We start from the raw sequence: 22,213 nt of genomic DNA on the forward strand, positions 1-22,213 counted from the left end.
TACTGGCTACTGAATGACGAAGGCCACTCACTGCGAGTGGCCTTTTTTGTTATGGCGGGCGGTTAGTGACGGTATACACCGCCCAACAGCAAAGTAGATATTAACCGCTGACGTTTACGCCAGCCGCGACGCGCCTGGCGATTGCAACGGCATCGTCTGTGGTCTCTGCGCTGGCTAGCGCGACGCCCATACGACGCTTGCCATTGATATCCGGTTTGCCAAACAGGCGAATTTGCGTATGGGGGAGTAGTGCGCTTTCCAGCCCCTGATAGCGCGTATTGTTGCTCTCCAGTTCTGGCAAAATCACAGCAGAAGCCGCTGCACCGTACTGGCGAACTGCGCCAATTGGCAACCCAAGGAAAGCGCGGACGTGCAGAGCAAATTCGGACAGATCCTGAGAAATCATCGTCACCATGCCGGTATCGTGTGGGCGAGGGGAAACTTCACTAAAGATGACATCATCGCCGCAGACGAACAGTTCAACGCCGAACAGACCATAGCCGCCGAGCGCTTTCACGACATCGCTGGCCATCTTTTGCGCGCGTTCCTGCGCCAGCGCACTCATCTGCTGCGGCTGCCAGGATTCACGATAATCGCCGTCTTCTTGTCGGTGACCGATTGGTGCACAGAAATGAATGCCGTCAACCGCATGGATGGTCAGCAGGGTGATCTCAAAATCAAAATTTACCAACCCTTCAACGATGACGCGTCCGCCGCCTGCACGCCCGCCCTGTTGAGCGTAGATCCATGCCTGCGCTAACTGCTCAGCGGAGCGAATCAGGCTTTGTCCTTTGCCGGATGAGCTCATGACTGGCTTCACAATGCAGGGATAACCAATAGCGTCCACTGCCTGACGAAAGCTTTCTTCACTGTCGGCAAAGCGGTAAGTGGATGTCGGAACATTGAGCGTTTCGGCAGCCAGACGACGGATGCCTTCTCGGTTCATCGTCAGGCGTGTCGCTTCAGCACAAGGAACAACATGGTGACCCTGCTTTTCCAGCGTCACCAGCATATCGGTTGCGATGGCTTCAATTTCCGGCACGATGTAATCAGGACGTTCGGCTTCAACCAACGCTTTTAATGCATCGCCGTCCAACATATTGATGACGTGGCTGCGATGCGCAACCTGCATGGCGGGGGCATCGGCATAGCGATCGACCGCAATCACTTCGATTCCCAAGCGCTGACACTCAATCGCCACTTCTTTGCCTAATTCACCGGAGCCAAGCAGCATCACTCGTGTGGCATCCGCACGCAGGGCGGTTCCAATCGTTAACATAACCTTATACCTGATCGGGTTGTGAAAAATGGCCGCAGTATAAACGAAAACGTTTGCGTGCGCATTAAAGAGGGGGAGGCTCTGGAATGCATTACGCAAAAGCGCACCAAGAGACAAGGACGTAGCTTGGCATTGCTGGGCAATCGTGCCACTCTTCTTACAGAGTGAAAATTTTATGTCAAGACAACGAGATCCGACGCGATGAAGACACCGCAAGCAGAAAAAAGGCCCCACGCGATAAGCACACATGGCGATACGCGCATCGACAATTACTACTGGCTGCGTGATGACCAGCGTACCGATCCGCAGGTGTTAGCGTATCTGGAACAGGAAAATACCTATAGTGAGGCGATTATGGCGCCTCACGACGCGCGTAAACGGTCGCTGTATGACGAAATGGTTAAACGTATTCCGTCGACGGACATGTCTGTGCCGTATGTCAGAAAGGGGTATCGCTACCAAAGTCGCTATGAGCCGGGTAAAGAGTACGCCATCTATCTGCGTCAACCTGAGCAGGCAACAGACGCATGGGAAACGCTGCTGGATGGGAATCAACGTGCAGAAGGGCATGAGTTTTATAGTCTCGGCACGCTTGAGGTTAGCCCTGATAACACGCTGCTGGCGCTCTCGGAGGACTTTTTATCCCGTCGGCAGTACACGCTTCGTTTTCGCGATCTGAACAGCGGCGACTGGCTACCGGATGTGATCGAAAATGTGACGGCAGGTGCCGAATGGTCGGCAGATTCGACGGTGTTGTACTATGTGCGTAAACATGAGCAAACGCTATTGCCGTATCAGGTTTACCGTCATCGTCTGGGGAGCGACCCGGCACAAGATGAACTGATATATGAAGAGAAAGACGACACCTATTATGTCAGCCTGAGCAAAACGACATCAGAGCACTACATCACCATTTATCTCAGCAGCACCACGACGACTGAGGTGCTATTGCTCGATGCAACGATCTCAGAGGCGGTGCCGCAGGTATGCATTCCGCGCCGAAAAGATCATGAATATGGCATCGATCACTATCAGGGACGGTTTTATCTGCGCTCCAACCGAGAAGGGAAAAATTTCGGCCTCTACCGTTCAGACAAGCCTGATGAGCAAACGCTGGAAACACTGATTGCTCCACGGGAACACTGCGTATTGGAAAGTTTTGAATTTTTCCGTGATTGGCTGGTGGTGGAAGAAAGAGAGCGCGGTTTAACCCGATTACGTCAGATCCACTGGCATACACAAGAAGAAAAAACGATCTCCTTCAATGACGCGAGCTATGTGACGTGGTTGTCGTACAACCCTACGCCAGAAACGGCATTGATGCGATATGGCTATTCATCAATGACAACCCCCAGCACGCTGTATGAATTGAATCTGGATACGGGGGAGCAACAGTTACTTAAGCAAGCTGAAGTAAAAGATTTCTCCCCGGATAACTATCGGAGCGAACGTTTATGGATCACGGTCAGGGACGGCGTCGATGTACCCGTTTCCCTCGTTTACCATCGCGATCATTTCAGCCCTGGTAGGAACCCGATACTGGTTTACGGTTATGGCGCGTATAGCCATAGCCTAGATCCGGATTTTAGCGTTAGCCGTCTGAGCTTGCTGGACCGAGGGTTCGTCTTTGCCTTAACGCACATCCGCGGTGGTGGTGAACTGGGGCAACAGTGGTACGACGATGGCCGCCTGCTCAATAAAATGCATTCCTTCACCGATTTCATCGATGTGTCTCAGGCATTGATAGAAAAAGGCTATGGCGACAGAGAAAACATGTTCGCGATGGGAGGCAGTGCAGGGGGACTTTTGATGGGGGCGGTCGTCAATATGGCCCCCGATCTGTTCAAAGGCGTTGTGGCTCAGGTGCCGTTTGTTGATGTGCTGACGACAATGCTGGATGAGTCAATTCCGCTGACGACCGGAGAGTATGATGAGTGGGGCGATCCGAATAAACAAACCTACTATGACTACATAAAGCAATATAGCCCCTATGACGGAGTGACCGCTCAGCGCTATCCACATTTATTGGTGACTACGGGGTTACACGACTCTCAGGTTCAGTATTGGGAACCTGCGAAGTGGGTGGCAAAATTACGGGAAGTTAAAACGGACGATCGCCTAGTGTTATTGTACACCGATATGGATGCCGGACACGGCGGGAAATCCGGTCGCTTCAAACGCTATGATGATATCGCGCTGGAATATGCTTTCTTATTGATGGTGCTTGAAAAGGCGGCGTAAGAGCACAACTAGGGGTTAGCAACTGCGTTTATGAGGGTAAACCCGTCTTCGGGTTTACCCGATCAGCATGGCACATTACTTACTTAGGTAATATCAGCCTGTGGTTTCTTCGCCTTTTTATCGGCACGCTTTTCGGCTGCCGTTTTTAGTGGTTTTTTCTTGCTGTTCTTTTTGCTATCCAGTCCTTTACTCATATATTACCTCTCTTGATAAAAGGTTAGGCCGCCTCTCCATTAACCTCTTGTATGGGCCGATATGCAAGCAGAAAATCGTTTTTGCTGTGTAAGAATGTAACCCACGGAAGAGGGACACGGTAAAACAGTCTTGCTTGGACCGAAATAAGGTGAATCGCTATTTGGACTTAGGTTCGTAGGGTAAACGAGAGAACTGCAGCGACCTTTGCCGATAAAACATCACACGTTCACGAAAGTAGTTACGCAGGTGCTCGGGCTGTTCTCTCTCAACGGCCTCTGGAATGACGGGCATATTATAACGTTCTTTGAAGGCAACGCCTGATGCTGCCAGATCTACGTTAACTTTATCCATATCCTCTTTGGACAATTCTGCCAGATTATGTCCCATACCGCTTTCTCCTGCTTATTGGCCACAGACTGATAGGTGTCACGGTAAAGTAGCAACAGGAAAATGGCAAGTGTTCACCTTGTCATGTGGATGTTTATTATTCTGATTACGAAATAGGAATCATTTTTAATACAGATTTATCTGTAAATGATATAGCGCGATATTGTGATTTTTTGGTAATAAAAACGATTCGCAATAATACATTGAAAACCAGCTTTAAGTGATAATAAATATCAATAGCAATTATTATAATATATTGTTTTTATTGGTTATTTTACTAATTATTTGTTGTTGTTAATAAAGTGTTTTTTATTTTATTTTTTCAGGCATAATGCCCTAAATAATTTCACCTGCCGTGAAAATAGGGAGTAACTATGTTAAAAAAAGAAATGATTCAGAAGCTGAATGAGCAACTTAATCTGGAGTTTTATTCCGCAAATTTATATTTGCAAATGAGTGCATGGTGCGGTGACAAAGGCTTTGAAGGCGCATCTAGTTTCCTGAAGACGCATTCTCAGGAAGAAATGCAGCACATGCAGCGCCTGTTTGACTATCTGGATGATACGGGAAGCCTGCCTGTATTAGGCGCGATTGCTGCACCGCCGATTGATTTTGATTCACTGGCTGATGTCTTCAAATTGACCTATGAACACGAACAGTTGATTACAGCAAAAATTAATGAGCTGGCGCATGCGGCGATGGCATTGCAGGATTACTCTACATTTAATTTCCTGCAATGGTACGTGGCTGAACAGCATGAAGAAGAAAAATTGTTCCGTTCTATTCTAGACAAACTGGCTCTGGTCAAAGCGAGCGAAGGCGGTCTGTTCTTCATCGATCAGGACTTGAAAAAAATGTCTGCGGCGGCACCTTCAGCCTAACGGCAATCAACGCTTTTGTCGGCCAATGTGCATGTGAGTAACGCGGGATAATGTTCTTTTTATCCCGCTATTTCTTTCCTCGAACGACCTTCCTACTTATATCACATCGTCGATTTTATTCTTTGCTTCCCGCTCGACTTCATCTCCCTCTGTCGCTATGATCGCGTGAGTAGTGATATACAACTTTATGTTTTATAAGGTTTGATGCTGTCTTTCTGTGATTTGGACAAGGCTGCAAAACTCACACACATCATTGTCTGAATATGCATGTCGGGAATACCATGATGAAGAAATTTTTGCTATCAATCGTGCTTACCTCACTGTCTGCGAATGCTTTTTCTGCCGCCAAACTGGCAAATATCAGCCGACTGGAATATGGCGAACGCTGGGCTTTTACGCGTGAAGAAGTTCAACTGATTTGTCGCCCTGGCAATGCACTGTACGCCTTACATACTGGGACACTGATGCAATATCCACTGAATGATATTGCTATTGAGCAGATGAAGTCCGGGCAGGTAAGCGCACAACCGATAGATGTGATTTGGCTGGACGATCCTAAGCATCCGGAACAGAAGAAAAGTCTTCAGCCATTTATCGAACGAGCAGAGCAACTATGCTTACCAGAGGGGAAGCCATGAAGTAATTGATTTACCTATTTAATGTTAACTAATTACCTCTATTCGGTTAAGCGAAAGTGTGAAATCTGTTCCATTTGTGATAATTACGAACGGGTTTAAGCTGGAAAACGCGGTGCAGTTGGCTACGCTTAAGGTACAAGGCTAGTGCAGCTTGTATAAATGCCAACTTTTAGCGCACGGCTCTCCCAAGAGCCATTTCCCTAGACCGAATACAGGAATCGTATTCGGTCTTTTTTTAACTAATTGATATTTAATAGTTTATTTTTTATTTACACGAAAATACACGAAAAATCCACGAAATTCGATATACGGTCTTTTATAAATAGACGTAATCTTTCCCTCTCGTATCTAAATATTTCTCCGTCATCTTTGCTGATTTGTGACCCAGTAACTTCTGTGCAAACTCCTTTCCACGCTCTTTCTCATACAGCCTGCCAGCCAGACTTCGTATCTCATGAAATGTTGGCGGTTTCTCGTCTAACTCAATCCCTGCTGCCTTTCTTGCTTTAACAAACCCCTTTGTTAGCCCATTGAGTTCCACAGCCCCGTTAGGGTTATTTTTTCTAATACCGACACTAATCATGTAATCTGTATTGCTGGCATTAACGTCGCAAATAAAAATCATTTCCAGGCTCGCTTTGCGGGTCTTTTTATTTCAAAGAGATTGACGTGAATATGCGAAAAATCATTATGTTAGTACTGGCTTTACCATTGGCATCATTTGCTGCCATTAATGATACCAACAACGCTGCGCATGAAATCTGCCTGACTGAGTGGAATATTACTGACAAGGCGGGATCAACGGATAGAGATGTGCTGTCGATCGTCAATGAAGAGGTATCCAGCTTCAAAGAACGTGGTTTTAGCCTTTCAGATTTCGGTATTGATGAGTCGGAGTATATTGCTACATCGGCTAGAATTGCCGAATCATTTCGCAAAGATCATCGTCCTCCTAATCGACAATATGACGATGATCTAAGGGATACACTCAGAGAGTTGATGGTTCCTCGCTGTGTGACAAAAGTAAAAGAGAGTTTAACTAACCATTAAGCTATCGCGGTGCAAAAAATATGGGCTGCGCTAACGCGTGGCCTTTTTTATTTATTTGACCCGTCCTGAATGACGTTGATACATTTTTCTCGTTCCTTGAGGAAAATGTGATGAAACAATACGTGAAACGTAGTCAACGTGATTATTCTCTATCTCTTCTCAAGAAAACATTGTGTTCTTTCAATGGGAATGAGAAAAACTGTTGATGTTATCGCGAATGGAAACGAACAAGAGTATGTCGCAGAAGTGGGCGTTTGGGGGCAATATAAGCTGTGGCAAACTAAATAAACGGTAAACCTCTCTTGGCTGCTGATAAAACATCCGTTTATTGTCATGATTATCGCGATTCAGATCAGGTACTGTGTCTTTTAAAGGCACTGCACCTGTTAAGGATGACGGGGAGTTGCAGGATTGTCATTGGTTTTTAAACACTTTTAAAATAAATGCTTGCTAAAGATTTTCATCCATGCGTTAATAGCTCGTCGGTTTGATTCGCAGACCTAAAAAGCAGTTTAGTAAAGCAGTTCTCATTTCAAAGTGTTATCCATAGATATCCCTTCTTTTGAGCCTCCTTATTGTTGCTAATTAAATTCTGTGCACAGGCCCTATTTGCCGGAAGGCGCTATAAAAATTAAGGTAATTTCTATGTCTAACAAAATGACTGGTTTAGTAAAATGGTTTGACGCTGGTAAAGGTTTTGGTTTCATTACTCCTGACAACGGTAGCAAAGATGTATTCGTACATTTTTCTGCTATTCAGAGCAACGATTTCAAAACTCTGGACGAAGGCCAAAAGGTTGAGTTCACCATTGAAAATGGTCAGAAAGGCCCATCAGCTGGCAACGTTGTTGCGCTGTAATAAGCCAAATTGAATTGATGTTTCTCTTGCGATAGCGATGATGGTTTAAACCGGAGCAGCCAAGAAGAGCACTAAGAACCCCTAGCATAAAGCTGGGGGTTTTTTGTTTATATAGTATCTTGAATGGCTAAGGGATTTTTATACTTTACGTTTGCGGGAGTCACCGAACTATTCGTTCAATTGCGCATTGTTTTTTTATCATACCGTGTTTCTTTGCGAGGTTATTTCTCGTTTTACTGACTATCGACTAAATTTATAGAACACGATGTGATAGGAGGAAGCGATGACAGAAAAAAATGCAGGCGGCAAACATAAGGATGAAAACGATCATCCAGCAAAAGATGCACCGAAAGATCAGGGAGAGATTCCTCGTAAGCGTGATGACAGCAAGGATGATGTCGATGATCCGTTTGATGCGAATAAGGATTAATAAGTTGGCGACAGATTTCTGTCGCCAATTTGCTGCGAAGAATTAGTGTGTTTTAGGTGCCACTGCGACCGATGAGTTGGGGGTGAAATAATCGCTATCTTCCACAATCGGAATATAAATCCTGACCCATTCAGTGCCTTCAACCATCTCCCAACTATGTCCTTCACCCTGCGTATCGGCAGCGATCAAGACCGTTCCAGGAGAAAGCAGGAACGTTGAACCATCGCTGACCCTGAATTTCAACGTGCCTTTCAGTGTGATGACATACTGTTTGCGCGGTGCTGGATGAACGTTCATCTCCCAGTCTTCGGTGGAGTGACTGAGCCAAAATTTCTGTGCGGTGATTTTTTCCAGTGCTGGCACACTGCCAGTGACGAAGGCCGAGTGGTTGTCTGGGGTATTGATCAGTTTGATGGCTGGTATCCGTGGTACCTCAGTGCTTGAGGGCGCTGTGGCGGAATAAGCCGTAACGGAAGCCAATAATCCAGCAAACGCCAGAAGAAAACGCGATGTCTTTTTCATTTAAATAAAGTCCATATTATTTATACCCGATAAGCAGGCAACCCTATGTATGCCAGTCATCGAGGCATACGTCTTACAATTCTGGGATGGTACTGCTGAGAACTCTTCTTCACCAGACGGTTAAAACAATTGCACTGATTGGCATATTACTTGATTTGTTGATATTTTCGCCACAAAGGGATGAAGTGCAGAAACGTCAGGTGGGATTATTGTTGCGAATAATGCGACAGAGGAGCCCTGAGGCTCCCTGACGTCTGGTGTGAATTATTTATACAGAATCGCGGTGCCATGTAGCTGGTCGCGACCGGTAGCAGAAACGATGCGGTATGACGATGCACCCGCTTTTTGGGCTTTTTGAGCGACCTGAGCTTCGAAAGAATCTAACGATTGTGCCCCGCTAATGGAGACGGTCGCGATTTCTTGTGCAGCAAAAGCGCCGAAAGATAACGTTGAAAGAGCGACAACTGCGATAAAATTTTTGATGCTTTTCATGATTCATTCCTTCACGGTTTATTGTGTTAATTAGGTGGTTTGCCTTGATGTGAAAAATGATAGCGCCATACTCCGGTAATGAATATCAGAGAGATTTGCTATTCTTTTTCAAAAATATTGTTCGTTATTCGTTGTGCCATTCATTCCTGTTCCGCAGTAGGATGAAATCTGTGAACAATAAATCAAGTAGATAAAGGGAAGAGATATGCAGATTTCAGCTAATCGTCTGATGGCGACGATGCAAAGCGTATTGCAGAAAGCAGGATGTGAAGAAAATGAAGCCCGTATTGTCACTGAACACCTTGTGGCCGCTAACCTAAAAGGGCATGACAGCCATGGCGTAGGGATGCTGCCGCACTATGTAGCGTTCATCAGAAAAGGGATTATGCACCCGAATACGCCGGCGCGTTTACTGCGTGACAGTGGGGCTGTGCTGCAATTTACGGGCGATCGTGGTTTTGGTCAGCGCACGGGTAAAGAAGCGATGCAGGCGGCTATTGAGCGGGTGAAAACGACGGGCGTGTGTTTAATGACCCTGTCGTCGACCTGTCACTTGGGGCGCATCGGCACCTATGGGGAAATGGCGGCAGACGCCGGGCTTGTTTCGATACACTTTGTCAATGTTAACGATCTTTACCCGATCGTGGCTCCCTGGTGTGGCAGTGAAGCGCGCTTCGGAACAAACCCGATCTGTATTGCATTCCCGCCGACAGAGCACAATGCGGCTTTTGTTCTGGATTTTGCCACCAGCGTGGTGGCGCTGGGGAAAACCCGCGTTGCGTATCTGGCAGGCAAAACGTTTGATGAAGAGGTGATGCTGGATTGCAACGGTGTTTCCACTAACGACCCGAAAGTTATGTGGGAAGGCGAAAAACACGGTGCGTTAAAGCCGATTGCGAAACATAAAGGCGGCGGGTTGATTTTAGCGGCTGAAATGCTGGCCGGGCTGCTTTCCGGTGGCGGAACTATTCAGCCAGAGAATACACGTCAGGGAGCGATAGTGAATAACATGACGACGATTGTCATCGATCCCACCAGCATGGTTTCCATGGCGTGGTTGCAAAAAGAATATGATGCCATGCTGGACTACGTCCGTTCTTCAACGGCTCCCGATCCGACGCAGCCTATTTTAATCGCCGGTGAGCCAGAGAATTTGTCTCAGGTGCAACGCCGCGCTGACGGTATTTATCTGTCCGATCAGGAGTGGCAGAAAATCGTCGAAGCGGGGATATCACTGGGGATGAATCCGGCCGAATTTGCATTAATAGCATAATATTGTTCAGGAAAAAAATAACCGGGGGGGGATACTGATGCGGGGATGGTTACTATTTGCTGCGATGCTGGGGACGCTAATTGCCTTGGCACCCTGGGTTCAACGCCAGCTTCCACCCGGTTACGATCCTTTTTCTCCGCTGTCTGTCGATGATCCACCCACGTTTATTACTCGACTAAAAATGAAGTCTGTCGCCAGCGATCCTGACGCCTGTTTGGCGGTGTTAAAGCAGGCACAGGAAAACGGACGGCTGCGATTTTCCGAGGCCAATGCTATTCGTGGGCAATGCTCGGTAGCATCGCCTGTTCGGGTGCAAAGTTTTGGCGCGGTCACGCTGAGTTCCAGTTTTCTCGCCAGTTGCCCGCTGGCGCTGAGTAGCACCATGTTTGTGACGCAGGTCGCGGTGCCGCAGGCGCAATCTCTTGGTACATCACTGGCGCGTATCGACCATATGGGCAGCTATGCCTGCCGAAATGTGTATCACAGGCCAGAAGGGCGTCTGAGTGAACATGCAACGGCAGAGGCGTGGGATATCGCCGCTTTTCGCCTCTCTGATGGCCGACAGGTTAGCGTCCTGAATCAGTGGTCGGCCACGGACGATCGCGGCAGCTATTTACGCACCATATTCAGTGAAAGCTGTCGTTTTTTCGGCAACGCTCTGGGGCCGGAATATAACGCCGCGCACGCTAATCACTTTCACTTTGGTATGCGCGGTTTTGGTGTATGTCGATGAGGAAGTGACGTTGAAAATGAGGTGAGGGCGATAGCATCACCACCCTGATCGATATTTTGCGATAACCTATTAGGGAATAACGGGGTCAGGTATTGAGAATTTTTCTCTAAACTCGGTGAGTTTATTATGTGACTTCAGTAATTCTTCGGGCTTCATTTTTAGTGTGAGTGCCATGACCTTTTGGTATGCCTCACTTTTCCCGTTTGCCAGCGCAATCGAAAACCAGATATGGGCTAACGTATTATCTTGAGGAATTCCTTCTCCCTCATAATACATAAGGCCAAGATTATATTGCGCATTCGGTAAGTTTTGTTCCGCCGCTTTGGTATACCAGGCTATAGCTTGAGTATTATCCTTCTTAACACCTTGTCCATTGTAATAAACTACACCGAGATTGAATTGTGCCCAGGCATAACCCTGTTCGGCGGATTTGGTGTACCAGATTACGGCCTGGACGGGATCTTTCTTGACCCCTTTTCCCTTATCATAAGCGACCCCCAGATTGTATTGTGCATGGAATTGTCCTTGTTCAGAGGCCTTTCGATACCACGCGATGGCTTGAGCATAATTTTGCTGAACGCCTTTCCCTGTTTCATACAAATAGCCAAGATTGGTTTGTGCATCGGCGTTTTCTTGTGCTGCCGCTTTGGTATACCAGGCTAGGGCTTGAGAATAATCTTGTGGAACGCCTTTCCCGTTTTCATATAAATAGCCCAGATTAGTCTGAGCTCGGGCATAATTTTGTTCGGCGGCCTTGATGTACCAGACTCTTGCTTGAGCATAATCCTGTGGAACACCGTTTCCGTTGTAATACAGATCGCCCAGATTATTTTGTGCCGTGGCGTTTTCCTGCTCGGCAGCCTTGGTGTACCAGATCGCAGCTTGAGTGTAATCTTGTGGAACGCCTTTCCCGTGTTGATATAAATAGCCCAGATTAGCTTGAGCTCGGGCATAATTTTGCTCGGCGGCCTTGATATACCAAATTTTTGCTTGCGCGTAATCTTGCGGCACACTGTTTCCGTCGTAGTACAGATCGCCCAAATTTGTTTGCGCGTGGGAATGGTTTTGTTCGGCGGCCTTGGTGTACCAGACCCTTGCTTGCGCATAATCTTGTGGAACACCTTTTCCAGTTTCATACAAGTAAGCCAAATTGTTTTGTGCCCAGGCATCGCCCTGTTCGGCCGCTTTGGTGTACCAGATGACGGCTTGAGCATAATCCTGCTGAACGCTTTTTCCCTTATCAAACATATAGCCAAGGCTGTATTGGGCATCAGGATTGTTCTGTGCGGCTGCTTTCTGATACCAACTGACTGCCTGCTGATAATCCTGTTTTACATCTTCGCCATCATAATACCTGTCACCCAGAGCGTTCTGTGCTTCAGCATCGTTTTGATTGGCTAATGTCTGCACTTCAGTGAAAGTTTTGTTGTCGAATTTACCGGAAAAAGCGGGGGTGGTGTATAAGGCGCATCCCAGTGTCGCCCATAATAGTAATGAGGGTATTGATAATGAGGTCATGTGTAATCCGTCACGTGATAAGTATTAAATAGAAGCCCTGATGAACAAACCATACGGCATGGTTTCGCTAGCAGAAGACCAAACCGCTGGGAATAGTGAACCTAAACTCTAATATAATCAATTAACTAATATATTAATTGGGCAATAATAGGAATAGATAATCAGATGAAGGATTGGTAGCGCGTGCCGATGAGAGAATTAGAAATCAGCGTACTCTTGGGCAGGAACCCAGAAGCCATCAATATACGCTTCAATGGGGAAGCATCCCGCGCGACGCAGACGCTGTTCGTCCATCGCTTGTAGACACTGCGCTTCGGTGTTGTAGGCACCGACGACCAAATCGTCACAGCCATGCCCGAGATAACAAACAAATATCACTAACGCAAACATGTCGCTCTCCAGATATTACTGAGTTTCTCTATCTGTCAGGGTAATTGTAGATGAAAATCAGTAAGGACAGGGAGGCTGAGCGGCTCATCAGGTGGTTTTATCGCCACCTGATGCAGAAAGCGCATTTATTCGTTAGCAGGGGGCTGTGCGGAAGAGGCGCCATCCCGAACTAAATCGCGCGGCAGGCTGTTTTTTATCCGGCTGCTGATGCGTTTTGCCAGACCAACGGGCGTGTTTTGGTAGGTTAAAATCACTTCATCTGCTGTAGGGAGCGGCTCTGGGTAAGCGTCTTTACCCTGAAACCATTCACAGGCGATACGATCGTTCAGTGCGTAGGCATTGTCTGCGTTCGGATCGGCCAGCGCGACAATCGCTTCATGTTGCCAGCGGAAACCTTTAGGGAAACGTTCAGCGAGTTTAATACCAATCCGCGAGAATTTAATATTGCCAAAAGCGGAAGTCAGCGCCGTAGGGAAGAGCCAAATCTCGCTATCACGCTGCCACAGTTGGAGCAATGTCTCATCCCAGTGAATACCCTGCTTACGTGCAGCCTGGGTGAGCAACGTGCAATCTTTGGGCGCGACGGGAGAGAACGGGAATTTACCGACTTTATAACCCGGTCGCGGCAGCGGTGGCACGCTAGCGGTTTTACGTAAGCGGGCAACAAAGAAGCCTTCACTGTCATAAATCTGTGGGAAGACGTGCAAAAAACCTTCTTCCGTTGTGGCGCGTTCTGCATCGATGAAGAGACCGTCTAACGGCTCAAACTCGCAGGCATCAGGGAATTGCGCTCGTAACCAATGACAGACCTGCTGATTTTCCTGTCTGTTCAGCGTACAGGTGGAATAAATCATCACCCCGCCGGGCTTCAAGGCATGAAATGCACTCAGAATCAGATCGCGCTGTGTAGTGGCAATGTCGAGAATACTCTCTTGCGACCAGTGGCTCATCGCCGCCGGATCTTTACGCACCACGCCTTCCCCTGAACACGGGGCATCCAGCAGTATCGCATCAAAATATTCCGGCAGCGCTGCGCCGAAAACGCGCCCATCGAAGTGCGTAATCGCGGTATTGCTGACGCCGCAGCGGCTGATGTTGGCATGCAGCACTTTTACCCGGCTGGCTGAGTATTCGTTGGCAACGATGGCACCTTCGTTATTCAGTCGGGCTGCGATCTGCGTCGTTTTGGAACCTGGCGCAGCAGCCACATCCAAAATAGTTCCCAACGCATCATTACGATGAAACAGAGCACTGACGGGCAGCATTGAGCTGGCTTCCTGAATGTAGAATAGCCCGCTCAGGTGCTCCAATGTATTGCCTAACCGCGTATTTTCCTCTTCCGCGTTCAGTAGCCAGAAACCTTCCTGGCACCAGGGAATCGGTTCAAGCTGCCAGCCATAAGGTTGCACGAGCTGTAGAAAGGCATCAACGCTGATTTTTAGCGTATTGACGCGGATGCTTCGGCGCAGTGGGCGTTGGCAGGCGGCAATGAAATCCTCCATCGAAAGTGATGAAGGCATAACATCCCGCATAGTGTCGAGAAATTCAGTAGGCAGATTGGCTGGGGTAAATTTTGCCACGACGTGGTTCCGTACCAGTTATTCAGTAAAACGAGGGGAAAGGAGCGGCGAAGTGTAGCACGGATCTTTCATCGATAGCGTGAAAACGACAGGGCGACAACCGCCGCCCTGTTAGGTGCTGAATGCTAATTACTCGGGGGATTTGGGATTGCCGTACCCCATTGCCGCCACTCTTTAGGTTCTTCGTTCCTCAGCAAGAAGTGCTTTCCTTCCTGTGCCTTAGGGGCGAGTGGTGTGCTAGGGGGCGTGGCGAAGGCGATACCACCGCGAATAAACTGCTGGAAGGTGCCGCTCTTAATGACGCCGCCAACCAGTCCGAATTCCAGATTGTAGCCAGAAGCTTGCCAGAAGACGGAATTGTCGCGTACCAGATGCTGATAGCGTTTGCTAATGCGCAGCGACACGGCGATACGATCGGAAAGCGTGCCTAACGACAGCCCTGTCACCGTTCCCACCTCGATGCCTCGGAACAGAACCGGTGTGCCAACCTGTAGCGCCCCCGCTTCTGGCGCATCAACGCTGATATTCAGACCGTCCTGATAACGGGAATCAGAGATAGTCGCTTGTTGCAGCTCAAAATTACGCGTCACGCTACCGTTACCCGGTTCGACGTTAATATAAGGCTGGAATAGCGTTTCCAGATGATTCACACCGGCGGCGGAAATTTCTGGTGTGACGACGGAAAAACGTGCCCCGGAACGAGCGAAATTACGCACGTATTCAGGGTAGAGCACCGCCTGCACCAGCACTTCATTACGCTGTTCGGACAACTTCAGCGAATCCAACTGGCCGATATCGATGCCCAAATAACGAATCGGCATACCCGGTGCGAGTTTGCTGGCGTCGTAGGTACGCAGGATGATACGGCTACCCACGGCGCGCGCGGCGGTTTCGTTATTGTACAGTACACGCTTACCGCCTTTAATTTCCGGTGCGCCTTCCAGATTATCGAAGCTGATCGCCCCTTTAAGTGCGCGATTCAATGGTGAGGCCTGCACCGTTAAACCTGAGGTGTTCAACTGCACGCGGGCGCCACCTTCAGCCCAAAATACGCTGTTTTCTGTCAACAGCTTGCGGTGTTCTGGACGGATATAAACCTCGACTTCAAAGATATCCGCCTTGGGTCGCACCCGCATGATTTCGCCTACCTGGAATTTACGATACAGCACGATAGAGCCGTCCTGAATATCCGGTAAACTGTCGGTGACCAAGGTGAGGGTCGGTGAGGGAGTGGCACCGCGAATACCTTCTTCGGCTTTTTCGAGATCGCTGAACAGCGGGTAACGTGCCTGAACGTCACCTTTGCTGCCCGGTAAAACCTGAATGCCGCCGCTGACCCATTCTTGTGCACTGGCACCCAGCACTTGAATCCCATCCAGCCCCATCTTCACGTTCACTCGGCTGTTAACGATGAATTTGCTGTCGCGGTGTAGTAGCTGACGATAGCGCGGTTCGATCACCAAAATGAAGCTGACCCCTTGGTCGTCTAAGGTACGTTTCACGACCTGGCCGATTTGTACGCCGTGCAGCAGTATGGGCTGACCGCTATCAATGCCATAGCTTTGTGTCGCAGTGAGCTGAATAGAAAGCGCTCCGGGCTGTGAGAGTTGTTGTTGCCCTCGATCCAGCACCTCAAAATGCTGGCGCGGTTCGCCTTCGCCGGGGAGTAACGTCAGCGTTGGGCCACTTAGCAGACGTGACACATTCAGATCGCTGAGCGAAAGCTGGGGTTTGCTGAGTTCAATACGCGTGCCTTCTCGCATCAGCGATACCACGGAAGGATCGATGATCAATTCTCCGCTGACTTTGCTGTCGTCTGGATTCAACGTGACTTTATTCAGCGTACCCACTTCTAATCCTTGATACATCAGCGGAGTATGGCCTTCGGATAAGCTGTCACCGGAAGGTAAATCCAGCGTAATTTTCACCCCACGCTGACTTTGAGCCAGATCGGGATAGAGACGATAGGATTGCTCGGCGTTCGCATCCTCGCTCTCTTCTGGCGAGTCGAAGGCAATTGCACCATTGACCAGCGCTGCCAGATTCTCCATCTCAATTTTTGCACCGCTGACGCTGATGTCAGCATTAAAGCCGGACACATTCCAGAAACGGCTATTCTTTTTTACCAAATGGGTGAAACGGCGTTCGACCAGCACGTCAATCATCACACCGCGACGATCCTGAGAAACGGTGTAATCGTAGACTTTCCCCACCGGAATTTTACGGTAGTAAACCAGCGAACCTGTATTCAATGATCCGAGATCGTCGGCGTGGAGATGAATCAGCAATTCTCCGGTATTCACGCGGTATTTGGGCTGCGTATCCAGCGCGGAAAAGTGTTCCTGTGCCTCACCGGGACCGGGCATCATGCCGATGTAATTACCGCCCACCAGCGCATCTAGCCCTGAAACCCCGGCGAGAGAGGCTTTGGGTGTGACCAGCCAAAATTGCGTGCCGCTGCGCAACGCTTCCTTCATATCGCTTTTGATACTGGTTTCAACCTGTATGGTGCGCAGGTCTTCGCTCAGCTTAACATTTTGCACGGTGCCGACTTCGACGCCCTGATAGCGCACGGGGGTGCGCCCGGCGACAATGCCGTCAGCTGAGACGAAATCAATGGTGACTGTCGCCCCGCGCTCCTGCTGATTGGTGTAAATCAGCCAACCAGCAATCATTAGTGCAATCAGCGGCAGCAGCCAAAATGGCGATAGGCGACGCTTGTTTTTCACGGTCGCTTCGGTTGGTGTCCCAGACGTATTATCTTGCATTGTTATTCCACATCAGTGTTGTCCCACATCAGTCGGCTATCCAGCCATTCAACGGCAAGGATAGTGAGAATCACCGCCGCGCCAAAGTAAAAAGCAGCAGGCCCCATGGTGAAAGCGAGGAGTTGATCACGGTTGACGAGCGACATCGTCAGGGCAATCACAAATAAGTCGAGCATGGACCAGCGGCCGATCCAACGGATAATGCGTAGCAGCTTCATACGCATCATTATATTGCCTTCCGACTGGACATGAATGCTAACCAGCAGGCCGAACAGTACAATAACCTTAGTCAACGGCACCAGAATACTGGCGATGAAAACCACCATGGCGATCGGAATATTGCCTGATGCAAGCGAAAGAATACCGGAAAAGATCGTATCCTCTGTGCGTGCGCCGTTGACATAAATAATCGATATGGGCAGCAGGTTAGCGGGTAACAGTAAAATTATAGAGGCAATCAGCGCCGCCCAGGATTTCTGCAAGCTCTGACGCTGGCGCAAACGAAGCGGAATATGGCAACGGGGACACCGTCCCCGGTTGTCGGGCGAGCTGGTGAAATGGCAGGAAAGGCAGATTCGGTAGCGATCTGGGGAAATTAGCGGCCTCAGGCGTGGATAAAAGCGCTGCCAGAGTTGGTCGGTATTTAAGTGGATCAGCGTCAACAGGTTTAAGATCATCAGCGCCAGAAAGGCAACCAGCCCGATACCCGCCTGAACATCCGCGAATTCACGGACTTTGATCGCGGCGACCGCCATACCAACCAGATAGATATCCAACATCATCCACTCTTTTAGCCGTTGTAACATCAGCAGAATGGGGCGCAGGTTCATACCGATGCGAGGGGCAAAAAACAGGTATAACAGCGAAAAAACTAACGTTAGCGGTGCACCAACGGTACAAAAGGCGACCATACTTGCTGTGAGCGGGTGTCCTTGCCGGGTGATTTGCCAAATGCCTTCAAACAGGCTGGCATTGATGGTGACACCCAGCAGGCGAATGCTGATCAACGGTTCGGTGAAGGCAAACGGCATGAGTACCAGCATCGCGACGGCCATTGCAGCAAGCCGGGAAATGGCCCAGTCTCTGCCTGAACTGACTTTTGCATCACAGCGTGGGCAGTTTGCTGTCTGGTTCCGCTTCAACTGTGGCAGCGTAAAAACTGCATCGCATTCCGGGCAGCGATGATAGCGCTCTACGGCGGACGCGGTGCTTTTTGCGCCACCGGTTAGCGGTGGGCGGGCAGAAGAAAATGGCGCAGGGCGGGTTATATTATATATTTTCATCGTTCCTGCGATCCGGTAGAAGGTATCGAACCCTGTTATTCCCAATGGATAACGTATTCACAGCCACTCAGTGTAACTGAATGATAAATTCATAAAAGGATATGATCTCTGACCGATGTGATTTTACCGATGGAAATAGCACGATATGCACGACAACGATACCGTAAAACAGATGATTCTTCGCGCGAAGGCGCTCATCTTATGGCATTCTGTAGCCGATGCTAATGCAGCCTGTGTGGGAATTGTCCGCACTGTTTTGAAAAGACAACAATATATTTTATGAATAAACCAGTATGAATAAACAAGCATTTTATCAGGATCTCATTCGCGATCTGTCATCGCTTATTGCGGATGAAAACCGTTTTATTACGATTTTGTCAAACAGTAGTGCGCTGCTGTTTGAGCGTTTGGATGGGGTTAACTGGGCAGGGTTTTACCTGTTGGATAACGACACGCTTTTCCTGGGACCGTTTCAGGGTAAGGTTGCCTGTGTACGTATTCCGGTTGGCAAAGGTGTGTGCGGTGCGGCGATAGCTGAAAATCGCATTCAGCGCGTGGATGATGTTCATGCGTTTCCCGGTCATATTGCCTGTGATGCCGCGAGTAATGCTGAAATCGTGCTACCGCTTGTCGTTAATGGGCAACGGATTGGCGTTCTGGATATTGACAGTACCCTTTATCAACGTTTTGACGCGGAGGATGAAGAAGGGCTGAAGGCTGTGGTGAGCGTACTTTGTGCTCAACTGGAAGCGAGTGATGTGACAACATTCATCAATTCTCTCTCGTTGATACAAGGTTAACGTGGCAATTGCCGATGGCGTCATTATAATGACGCCTGTTCATGCCTGCGCCGGTTGGCAAACCCGTTGTAATCAGGAAATTTCATGGAAAATCAACCTAAGTTGAACAGTAGTAAAGAAGTCATTGCCTTTTTGGCAGAGCGGTTCCCGCTTTGTTTCACCACAGAAGGTGAAACTCGTCCGTTAAAAATCGGTATTTTTCAAGATCTTGTTGAGCGAGTACCGGAATCCGATAACGTCAGTAAGACGCAATTACGCTCTGCGCTGCGTCTTTATACTTCAAGCTGGCGGTATCTGTACGGTGTAAAATTGGGTGCTCAACGTGTCGATCTGGACGGTAACCCGTGTGGCGAGTTGGAACAGCAGCATGTTGATCATGCCCGCACACAGTTGGAAGAAGCGAAAGCGCGAGTTCAAGCTCAGCGTGCTGAGCAGCAGGCGAAAAAACGCGAAGCAGCCGGAGAGACGGCAGATGCAGTGCGTACTCCTCGTCCTGCTCAGAGACGTGCGCCGCGTCGTGATGCTTCAAACGACGCATCCCGAAACGGTGCATCTCGAAACAATCCATCTCAAAACAGCGCATCGCGTAAACCACGCCAGTCTTCTTCCGGCCAATCTCAGTCCTCTTCTCAGCAATCAGCGAATGCTCAACCGCGTCAGGCAAAACCTGCCAGCAATGAGCGTCAGCGGGTTGCGGTTACGGATGTTTCCAAACTGCAAATCGGTCAGGAAATCAAAGTCAGAGCCGGCAAAGACGCCATGGATGCCACCGTGCTTGAAATTGCCAAAGGCGAAGTCAGAGTACAATTGGCTTCTGGACTGGCAATGATTGTACGCGCAGAACACTTGCAGTTCTGATACGGAGGCCAACCTGGGCATGAACAACTTAGTCAAAATAACCGCCATTGCAGGCTTACTGCTGGCGGGCTCTAGTTTTGCAAATGAAAATATTACGCGTGTTGAGCAGATCCCTCAGCTCCATCAGGAGCCTCAACATGCCACCGTTAGCGACAGGGTGGCCTCACGTTTCCTGCGTTCGCATTATCGCCAGTTTATGCTGGATGCATCGTTCTCTGAGAAAATTTTTAACCGCTACCTCAACATGCTGGACTACAGCCACAATGTGTTGTTGGCCTCGGATGTAGCGCAGTTTTCCGGGCAAAAGAACCAATTAGGCGACGCGTTGAAATCCGGCCAACTGGATGTTCCGTATGCGTTGTACAATCTGGCGCAGAAACGTCGGTTTGAACGTTTCCAATATGCTCTGTCGCTGCTGGATAAACCGGTCGATCTGACGGGGAATGAGACGTTTGAGCTCGATCGCAGCAAAGCGCCTTGGCCACAAAACGCGGGGGAACTTAACCGTCTGTGGGATGCCAAGGTAAAATATGACTGGCTCAGCCTGAAACTGACCGGTAAAGATGATAAAGACATCAAAGAGACGCTGACCAAGCGTTACCAGTTTGCGATTCGCCGTTTGGCGCAGAGCAACAGCGAAGATGTTTTCCAACTCGTCATGAACGCCTTTGCGCGTGAAATTGACCCGCACACCAGCTACCTGTCACCGCGTAACACTGAGCAATTCAATACCGAAATGAGCCTATCGCTCGAAGGGATTGGCGCCGTGTTGCAGATGGATGATGACTACACCATGATTAATTCGATGGTGCCCGGGGGGCCGGCCGCGAAGAGTAAAAACATTACCGTCGGTGACCGTGTGGTCGGTGTAGGCCAAAGCGGTAAACCGATGGTGGATGTTATCGGCTGGCGTCTGGACGATGTGGTCGCGCTGATCAAAGGGCCGAAAGGCAGTAAGGTGCGTCTGGAAATCTTGCCTACTGGCAAGGGGACGAAAACCCGCATTGTCACGCTAACGCGTGAACGTATCCGTCTCGAAGATCGTGCGGTTAAAATGTCCGTCAAAACGGTCGGCAAAGATAAAGTCGGCGTGCTGGATATCCCCGGTTTCTATGTCGGTCTGACGGATGACGTCAAAGTTCAGCTCCAAAAACTGGAAAAACAGAACGTCAGCAGTATTGTGATTGACCTGCGGACTAACGGCGGCGGAGCGTTGACGGAAGCGGTAGGGCTTTCTGGTCTGTTTATTCCAAGCGGCCCTGTGGTTCAAGTGCGTGATAATAATGGTAAGGTGCGTGAAGACAGCGACACTGACGGCATTGTTTATTACAAAGGTCCACTGGTGGTGCTGGTCGATCGCTTCAGTGCTTCTGCTTCCGAGATCTTCGCCGCAGCGATGCAGGATTACGGTCGTGCGCTGATCGTGGGTGAACCGACGTTTGGTAAAGGCACCGTACAGCAGTATCGCTCGCTGAATCGGATTTACGATCAGATGTTGCGCCCTGACTGGCCTGCGCTGGGTTCCGTACAATACACGATCCAGAAGTTCTATCGCATTGACGGTGGCAGTACGCAGATGAAAGGCGTGACGCCTGAAGTGATGATGCCAACGGGCACCGAGACGGTAGATACCGGCGAGAAGTTTGAAGATAACGCGTTACCGTGGGACAGCATCAAAGCAGCCAACTACATAAAGAGCGGCGATTTGAAGGCGCTGATTAGCAGACTGCATGAGCACCATCAGGAGCGCATCGCCAAAGATCCTGAGTTCCAATTTGTTGCGCAGGATATTGCCCGCTACAACGCGATGAAGGATAAACGCAATTTCGTATCGCTCAATCTTGCCCAGCGTGAGAAAGAGAATGACGATGATGAAGCGTTGCGTCTGAACCGGATTAACGATCGACTGGCGCGAGAGGGTAAGAAACCCCTCAAATCGCTGGAAGATTTGCCGAAAGATTATCAGGCGCCCGATCCTTATCTCGATGAAACGGTAAAAATCGCTAACGATTTGGCGCAAGAACAGAAAGAGTAATA

20 protein-coding genes and 1 pseudogene are annotated in these 22,213 nt (G+C 49.1%); 11 read left to right on the forward strand and 10 right to left on the reverse strand.

All coding sequences use genetic code 11. The annotated features are described in order from the left end of the window. Positions 1-100: 100 nt before the first annotated feature. The gene (purT, locus tag AACH44_RS09365; RefSeq protein WP_261847608.1) at positions 101-1,279 is read right to left on the reverse strand and encodes a formate-dependent phosphoribosylglycinamide formyltransferase; all 1,179 of its coding nucleotides are present in this window, start codon (positions 1,277-1,279) and stop codon (positions 101-103) included. A 201-nt stretch (positions 1,280-1,480) separates the two neighbouring features. On the opposite strand from purT, the gene AACH44_RS09370 reads away from it, so the two are divergent. Further along, complete coding sequence (locus tag AACH44_RS09370) at positions 1,481-3,520, forward strand: S9 family peptidase (protein ID WP_261847607.1); 2,040 nt, start codon at positions 1,481-1,483, stop codon at positions 3,518-3,520. A 351-nt stretch (positions 3,521-3,871) separates the two neighbouring features. Here the strand turns inward: AACH44_RS09370 and AACH44_RS09375 are convergent, their stop codons facing one another. Continuing rightward, positions 3,872-4,102: a DNA polymerase III subunit theta gene (locus AACH44_RS09375; protein WP_261847606.1), complete on the reverse strand. Its 231-nt coding sequence runs from the start codon at positions 4,100-4,102 to the stop codon at positions 3,872-3,874. A 374-nt stretch (positions 4,103-4,476) separates the two neighbouring features. On the opposite strand from AACH44_RS09375, the gene ftnA reads away from it, so the two are divergent. Beyond that, on the forward strand, positions 4,477-4,983 hold the full coding sequence (gene ftnA / locus AACH44_RS09380; protein ID WP_015840082.1) for a non-heme ferritin: 507 nt from the start codon (positions 4,477-4,479) through the stop codon (positions 4,981-4,983). 281 nt (positions 4,984-5,264) lie between these two features. After that, positions 5,265-5,621: a YebY family protein gene (locus AACH44_RS09385; protein WP_261847605.1), complete on the forward strand. Its 357-nt coding sequence runs from the start codon at positions 5,265-5,267 to the stop codon at positions 5,619-5,621. 316 nt (positions 5,622-5,937) lie between these two features. On the opposite strand, the pseudogene AACH44_RS09390 reads toward AACH44_RS09385, so the two are convergent. Beyond that, a pseudogene (locus AACH44_RS09390) lies at positions 5,938-6,219 on the reverse strand (tyrosine-type recombinase/integrase); the annotation flags it as partial. A 77-nt stretch (positions 6,220-6,296) separates the two neighbouring features. On the opposite strand from AACH44_RS09390, the gene AACH44_RS09395 reads away from it, so the two are divergent. The 3 genes from AACH44_RS09395 (at position 6,297) to AACH44_RS09405 (ending at position 7,959) form a co-directional block, all read left to right on the forward strand. Beyond that, positions 6,297-6,671, forward strand: a complete 375-nt coding sequence (locus tag AACH44_RS09395) for a hypothetical protein (protein WP_261847644.1) — start codon at positions 6,297-6,299, stop codon at positions 6,669-6,671. 645 nt (positions 6,672-7,316) lie between these two features. After that, on the forward strand, positions 7,317-7,529 hold the full coding sequence (gene cspE, locus AACH44_RS09400; RefSeq protein WP_005967874.1) for a transcription antiterminator/RNA stability regulator CspE: 213 nt from the start codon (positions 7,317-7,319) through the stop codon (positions 7,527-7,529). A gap of 283 nt (positions 7,530-7,812) precedes the next feature. Beyond that, the gene (locus tag AACH44_RS09405) at positions 7,813-7,959 is read left to right on the forward strand and encodes a hypothetical protein (protein WP_261847604.1); all 147 of its coding nucleotides are present in this window, start codon (positions 7,813-7,815) and stop codon (positions 7,957-7,959) included. Positions 7,960-8,001: 42 nt separating this feature from the next. Here the strand turns inward: AACH44_RS09405 and AACH44_RS09410 are convergent, their stop codons facing one another. Next, positions 8,002-8,481 (reverse strand): hypothetical protein, encoded by a 480-nt coding sequence (locus AACH44_RS09410; protein WP_261847603.1) that lies wholly within the window; start codon positions 8,479-8,481, stop codon positions 8,002-8,004. 264 nt (positions 8,482-8,745) lie between these two features. Next, entirely contained in the window at positions 8,746-8,973 is a 228-nt protein-coding gene (locus AACH44_RS09415) for a YdgH/BhsA/McbA-like domain containing protein (protein WP_261847602.1), read from the reverse strand. A gap of 205 nt (positions 8,974-9,178) precedes the next feature. Here AACH44_RS09415 and AACH44_RS09420 point away from each other — a divergent pair, with 205 nt between their 5' ends. Both AACH44_RS09420 and AACH44_RS09425 read left to right on the forward strand, forming a co-directional pair. After that, complete coding sequence (locus tag AACH44_RS09420) at positions 9,179-10,246, forward strand: malate/lactate/ureidoglycolate dehydrogenase (RefSeq protein WP_338659578.1); 1,068 nt, start codon at positions 9,179-9,181, stop codon at positions 10,244-10,246. A gap of 37 nt (positions 10,247-10,283) precedes the next feature. Further along, positions 10,284-10,979, forward strand: coding sequence for an extensin family protein (locus tag AACH44_RS09425; RefSeq protein ID WP_261847600.1), 696 nt, complete (start codon positions 10,284-10,286; stop codon positions 10,977-10,979). Positions 10,980-11,048: 69 nt separating this feature from the next. On the opposite strand, the gene AACH44_RS09430 is transcribed toward AACH44_RS09425, so the two are convergent. The 5 genes from AACH44_RS09430 to yebS form a co-directional block, all read right to left on the reverse strand. Next, positions 11,049-12,497 carry a tetratricopeptide repeat protein gene (locus AACH44_RS09430; RefSeq protein WP_261847599.1) on the reverse strand — a complete coding sequence of 483 codons (1,449 nt, stop codon included), beginning with the start codon at positions 12,495-12,497 and terminating at the stop codon, positions 11,049-11,051. A 198-nt stretch (positions 12,498-12,695) separates the two neighbouring features. Further along, on the reverse strand, positions 12,696-12,887 hold the full coding sequence (locus AACH44_RS09435) for a YebW family protein (RefSeq protein WP_261847598.1): 192 nt from the start codon (positions 12,885-12,887) through the stop codon (positions 12,696-12,698). A gap of 125 nt (positions 12,888-13,012) precedes the next feature. After that, positions 13,013-14,467 carry a 16S rRNA (cytosine(1407)-C(5))-methyltransferase RsmF gene (rsmF, locus tag AACH44_RS09440; protein ID WP_261847597.1) on the reverse strand — a complete coding sequence of 485 codons (1,455 nt, stop codon included), beginning with the start codon at positions 14,465-14,467 and terminating at the stop codon, positions 13,013-13,015. 125 nt (positions 14,468-14,592) lie between these two features. Continuing rightward, positions 14,593-17,235: a PqiB family protein gene (locus AACH44_RS09445; RefSeq protein WP_261847596.1), complete on the reverse strand. Its 2,643-nt coding sequence runs from the start codon at positions 17,233-17,235 to the stop codon at positions 14,593-14,595. A 2-nt stretch (positions 17,236-17,237) separates the two neighbouring features. Next, positions 17,238-18,518, reverse strand: coding sequence for a membrane integrity lipid transport subunit YebS (yebS, locus tag AACH44_RS09450; RefSeq protein WP_261847595.1), 1,281 nt, complete (start codon positions 18,516-18,518; stop codon positions 17,238-17,240). Between the two features lie 293 nt (positions 18,519-18,811). On the opposite strand from yebS, the gene AACH44_RS09455 reads away from it, so the two are divergent. The 3 genes from AACH44_RS09455 to prc all read left to right on the forward strand — a co-directional run bounded on the left by AACH44_RS09455 (position 18,812) and on the right by prc (position 22,211). Then, on the forward strand, positions 18,812-19,318 hold the full coding sequence (locus tag AACH44_RS09455) for a GAF domain-containing protein (RefSeq protein ID WP_261847594.1): 507 nt from the start codon (positions 18,812-18,814) through the stop codon (positions 19,316-19,318). A gap of 84 nt (positions 19,319-19,402) precedes the next feature. Further along, the gene (gene proQ, locus AACH44_RS09460; RefSeq protein WP_261847593.1) at positions 19,403-20,176 is read left to right on the forward strand and encodes an RNA chaperone ProQ; all 774 of its coding nucleotides are present in this window, start codon (positions 19,403-19,405) and stop codon (positions 20,174-20,176) included. Positions 20,177-20,195: 19 nt separating this feature from the next. Then, on the forward strand, positions 20,196-22,211 hold the full coding sequence (prc, locus tag AACH44_RS09465; protein ID WP_261847592.1) for a carboxy terminal-processing peptidase: 2,016 nt from the start codon (positions 20,196-20,198) through the stop codon (positions 22,209-22,211). Positions 22,212-22,213: the final 2 nt, after the last annotated feature.

Origin of the sequence: Pectobacterium araliae, from assembly GCF_037076465.1 — a bacterium.
GTDB lineage: Bacteria > Pseudomonadota > Gammaproteobacteria > Enterobacterales > Enterobacteriaceae > Pectobacterium > Pectobacterium araliae.

What these genes read in the sequence shown, in the direction of transcription:
- purT (WP_261847608.1), bottom strand. Translation starts at nt 1,279, where the DNA reads ATGTTAACGATTGGAACCGCCCTGCGTGCGGATGCCACACGAGTGATG.
- AACH44_RS09370 (WP_261847607.1), top strand. Translation starts at nt 1,481, where the DNA reads ATGAAGACACCGCAAGCAGAAAAAAGGCCCCACGCGATAAGCACACAT.
- AACH44_RS09375 (WP_261847606.1), bottom strand. Translation starts at nt 4,102, where the DNA reads ATGGGACATAATCTGGCAGAATTGTCCAAAGAGGATATGGATAAAGTT.
- ftnA (WP_015840082.1), top strand. Translation starts at nt 4,477, where the DNA reads ATGTTAAAAAAAGAAATGATTCAGAAGCTGAATGAGCAACTTAATCTG.
- AACH44_RS09385 (WP_261847605.1), top strand. Translation starts at nt 5,265, where the DNA reads ATGATGAAGAAATTTTTGCTATCAATCGTGCTTACCTCACTGTCTGCG.
- AACH44_RS09395 (WP_261847644.1), top strand. Translation starts at nt 6,297, where the DNA reads ATGCGAAAAATCATTATGTTAGTACTGGCTTTACCATTGGCATCATTT.
- cspE (WP_005967874.1), top strand. Translation starts at nt 7,317, where the DNA reads ATGTCTAACAAAATGACTGGTTTAGTAAAATGGTTTGACGCTGGTAAA.
- AACH44_RS09405 (WP_261847604.1), top strand. Translation starts at nt 7,813, where the DNA reads ATGACAGAAAAAAATGCAGGCGGCAAACATAAGGATGAAAACGATCAT.
- AACH44_RS09410 (WP_261847603.1), bottom strand. Translation starts at nt 8,481, where the DNA reads ATGAAAAAGACATCGCGTTTTCTTCTGGCGTTTGCTGGATTATTGGCT.
- AACH44_RS09415 (WP_261847602.1), bottom strand. Translation starts at nt 8,973, where the DNA reads ATGAAAAGCATCAAAAATTTTATCGCAGTTGTCGCTCTTTCAACGTTA.
- AACH44_RS09420 (WP_338659578.1), top strand. Translation starts at nt 9,179, where the DNA reads ATGCAGATTTCAGCTAATCGTCTGATGGCGACGATGCAAAGCGTATTG.
- AACH44_RS09425 (WP_261847600.1), top strand. Translation starts at nt 10,284, where the DNA reads ATGCGGGGATGGTTACTATTTGCTGCGATGCTGGGGACGCTAATTGCC.
- AACH44_RS09430 (WP_261847599.1), bottom strand. Translation starts at nt 12,497, where the DNA reads ATGACCTCATTATCAATACCCTCATTACTATTATGGGCGACACTGGGA.
- AACH44_RS09435 (WP_261847598.1), bottom strand. Translation starts at nt 12,887, where the DNA reads ATGTTTGCGTTAGTGATATTTGTTTGTTATCTCGGGCATGGCTGTGAC.
- AACH44_RS09445 (WP_261847596.1), bottom strand. Translation starts at nt 17,235, where the DNA reads ATGCAAGATAATACGTCTGGGACACCAACCGAAGCGACCGTGAAAAAC.
- yebS (WP_261847595.1), bottom strand. Translation starts at nt 18,518, where the DNA reads ATGAAAATATATAATATAACCCGCCCTGCGCCATTTTCTTCTGCCCGC.
- AACH44_RS09455 (WP_261847594.1), top strand. Translation starts at nt 18,812, where the DNA reads ATGAATAAACAAGCATTTTATCAGGATCTCATTCGCGATCTGTCATCG.
- proQ (WP_261847593.1), top strand. Translation starts at nt 19,403, where the DNA reads ATGGAAAATCAACCTAAGTTGAACAGTAGTAAAGAAGTCATTGCCTTT.
- prc (WP_261847592.1), top strand. Translation starts at nt 20,196, where the DNA reads ATGAACAACTTAGTCAAAATAACCGCCATTGCAGGCTTACTGCTGGCG.